General features: G+C 56.3%; 2 protein-coding genes, 3 tRNA genes and 1 pseudogene. All 6 read right to left on the reverse strand.

Annotated features, from left to right (window positions below; translation table 11 throughout):
• A pseudogene (locus tag ACPYOJ_RS34060) lies at positions 1 to 656 on the reverse strand (glycosyltransferase family 1 protein); the annotation flags it as partial.
• A gap of 471 nt (positions 657 to 1,127) precedes the next feature.
• The gene (locus ACPYOJ_RS34065) at positions 1,128 to 1,832 is read right to left on the reverse strand and encodes an AbiV family abortive infection protein (RefSeq protein ID WP_481420181.1); all 705 of its coding nucleotides are present in this window, start codon (positions 1,830 to 1,832) and stop codon (positions 1,128 to 1,130) included.
• A gap of 132 nt (positions 1,833 to 1,964) precedes the next feature.
• Positions 1,965 to 2,507, reverse strand: coding sequence for a hypothetical protein (locus ACPYOJ_RS34070; RefSeq protein WP_481420182.1), 543 nt, complete (start codon positions 2,505 to 2,507; stop codon positions 1,965 to 1,967).
• Positions 2,508 to 2,855: 348 nt separating this feature from the next.
• Positions 2,856 to 2,930, reverse strand: a tRNA-Glu gene (locus tag ACPYOJ_RS34075).
• A 224-nt stretch (positions 2,931 to 3,154) separates the two neighbouring features.
• Positions 3,155 to 3,231 (reverse strand) — tRNA-Glu (locus tag ACPYOJ_RS34080).
• Positions 3,232 to 3,303: 72 nt separating this feature from the next.
• Positions 3,304 to 3,378: transfer RNA gene (locus ACPYOJ_RS34085), tRNA-Glu, on the reverse strand.
• Between the last annotated feature and the right edge of the window lie 2 nt (positions 3,379 to 3,380).

Raw genomic sequence — 3,380 nt, forward strand, 5'->3', positions numbered from 1 at the left:
AGGAGATAGGATACACGCACGATTTCGAAGACGCCGCTTTCATAGTGATGGATATTGATCACGACCTTCGCACGTGCGATCGCCGCGTCGCGTTCGGCGCCATAGACATTGAACAGATGGGCAACCTTGAGCCCGGACCGCTGCAGGGCTTCGAGAATATCGATCCTGCGCTGATTGAGCGAGCCATAGAAGAGGACGTCGATGTCCTTCTCTTCCGTTTGTTTGACCTGCGTCAGGCGTGCGCTGTATCCGATCTCCATTACGCGGGCGTGGGGGACGCCTTTTGCGGCAAGGTTTTTGCAATTGCGCGGGCTGTAGTCGAGGACGGGCAGGTTCTGGAGGATCGACAGGTAGCGCGAGTTGATCCATTCGCTTTCCGCCGACACCTGTTCCAGATTGATGAGCACGGTATCTCGCGGCAGACGCGGGAGGATTTCGATGGGCAGGAGGTTGCCGCCATAGATGATCGGCGCGCGCCCGCCAAATTTATTGATGTCTCTGACGATCGGCGCGGAACCCCCAAGCTCGTAAAAGGCGCCTTGCAGCGCCAGCGCGACTTCATCGAAAGCATGGCTGTGCGTATAGTTCGGCGGCGTCACGATCCAGATGCAATGCCTGCTGCGATGTGCACGCCAGCCGCCGAAAAACGGTATCAGCCGCTGCGGCACCGCTTCCGCGCCCGCCATCGAAGAAGCGACGGCAGGCTTTGCATCATGTGCGTTCATAACAAGGTTCTCCAGGCAGGCCATTCGGTCTCACTGGCATAGGGACGCTAACTTGCGCGACACTGGCGAGGAGCTGCAGGAGAAAGCGGTTGAAGCGCTGTCACATCCCGGCGGCACAGGCCGCTGGTGAACCAGCAGCCTGCGCGGCAAGTGCCATTGATGGCAGTTTTCCGCCCAATACGGTTATTGTCGAAACACGCACGTGACCCGGCCTGGACACATCTATTTCTGCTTCACCTTGATCCAGTTGATCGTGCAATCTGACGAGAGAAGAGGCGGTGCGGCTGTAGCTAAGTTAGTGAGGTATCTAAAAAATCAGCGATGAAATTTCGTGGGACCTGTTCCCGTAGGATTGTCGAGAGCCATCCGTCGATATTGCGAGTAATACTCGCGACCGATGGTCTACGGGGTCTCCGCGTCACTTGCCTTTGCAGGACGGAAGCATACCCCGGCCTTGATGTGATCCCGCTCATATCCCAGAACCGCCTCCGCGATGTCTGGCTGGCCCGCTTCCATCCGCGAAATGAAATACCACCAGAAGTCCTCCATACTCAGCATCTCCTGAAACTTGGCCGACTTCATCGTGAACAGCCTATCCTGAGCGGACGTAAACTTGACTGGTGTCTTCGCGCTCACATGTTGGCGTGCATGGGCGAGACAGTTCCCGGCTAACGTGACGCAGTCCCGCGCGGCGTTGACGCGAACCACCTCTCGCGGTGTCTGTACTCGATCCGGGGCCGCGCGCAGATCGCTATATATCGAAGGTTCGCGCCCGCGCTTAAGGTGAAAAATCAGATCAAGCGCCACCTTCAGCGCAGCCCGCGGCTCGGGACTACTCAAGGCCCACGTGCTCAATGCGTAGTTAATCTTCTGGGGATGACTCTCCATCCCCGTTTTCAGCACTTTGCAGATCGCTGGATCAGATAAGTTTCGGTTCTGAGCATCAAACGCTTGCAGTGCCTTGCCCACTTCCTCGATGCAAGCAACAGCCAAGAAGTAGGCCCGCGCTATGTGGTCATGGTTAAGCAAAAGCGATGCTTCGACGAGCAGTTCATCCGCGTTGCGGAGCGCCGCTTCACTGTAACTACGCAGAAGGTCAGCGGTCATCTTGGGCGTATGCGGTGAGCCCACAGGTTACTCCACTAGTGCGGCTGGGATGCGTTGCATCGAATCGGTGGCGCGACACGTCGCGCCAAACTAATAAAGATTTGCTTTATCGGGAACGCAATTGGAACGGCCCTAAATTTCCAGAAACTCCTTCGGTCTTTTCACATAATCGTCGGCCGTGCGCCAAAGCGTCCCGATCAAAAGCGGCGTGCGTGGCGCCTTTCGGCCGTCGTCGGTCGGGTATCGAAGCGGAAAGCTCTTTCTTTCTGCGTGGAGACTACCTAGCGCTTGCCGATATTCCTCGAAGAGCTTGGCGGGGTTGGCAACCGCGGCGGCGTCTGGATACAAGCCAGAGTCCAAAGCCTCTTCGTGGATTGTCCTGGCGTTGATTGCAGCGATTGCCCTTAGCTTGGCGACTTGCGGCAAAACCCACATGGCGTTGACCTTGTGGCCATAGCCCACGGCGGCGCTCTTCGGAACGCCGTTGTGGATGAGGCAACCTTTTAGAAGAAGCTCCAAGCCTTGCCCCGCCGAATGGAGGGTGGGAGCGAAGAGCATCCGGTTACCCGCGACCAATTCGTTTTTCATGAGATTCGCGCCTTCGAGAAAGCACTTTGCAAGGGAGATGAAATCCCAAGCGCCGGTCTTGAAGAAAGCCGAAGAAAATTCGTCCACAATGCCCCCCTCGTTTAACAGCGCCGGATTTTCAATTGCGCCCGGAGCCGAAATAACTATCCGACTATTTTTATCAGAAATTATGCATCTGAATTATTTGATAAATTGGCACGCCCTAGGAGAGTTGAACTCGCCGCACGTTCGCGTCCAATAGTGGGGCGGATCTATTCGCCGTCCAGAAGGCAATGGCCCACAAGAATATTCCGACGACGCTCGTCTATCTCAACGAACTCGACGCCAAGCCTATGGCGTTCCGTGCCGCCGAAGCCGCGACCCACCGTGCGGCACAAAGTGACGCATGAATAGATTCGTGTGCCGACGCTGTAAGTAATTGATTTTATTAGATGATGGCACGCCCTAGGGGAGTCGAACCCCTCTTCCCAGAATGAAAATCTGGTGTCCTAACCGATAGACGAAGGGCGCTTCCTTCGTGGTGGCGCCCTTATAGTCAGCACCTTTGTGCACCGCAAGCGGCAAAATACGAAAATATTGCGATAGCGCAGATTTTTTCGAGGCTTGTGGAAAATGGATGCCCGCGAGGCAAGCGGACGCCTCGGGGAGAGCATCACGACCATGGGAATGTGATCAGCCATCGCGCGACTGCAGGCGTGGCTTGTCGATCTGCAGCCGCTAGCCATTTTGCAAGGTGGTACGCCCGACGGGATTCGAACCCGTGATCTACGCCGTGAGAGGGCGTTGTCCTGGACCGCTAGACGACGGGCGCGGTCGCACAGACATCAGATAATAACCCCAAGCGCTTTGACAAGCACGCGCAATCAGGGATCGATGAGAAAAGTGGCACGCCCTAGGGGAGTCGAACCCCTCTTCCCAGAATGAAAATCTGGTGTCCTAACCGATAGACGAAGGGCGCTT

This window comes from Rhizobium sp. SVR5-9E, from assembly GCF_056755095.1.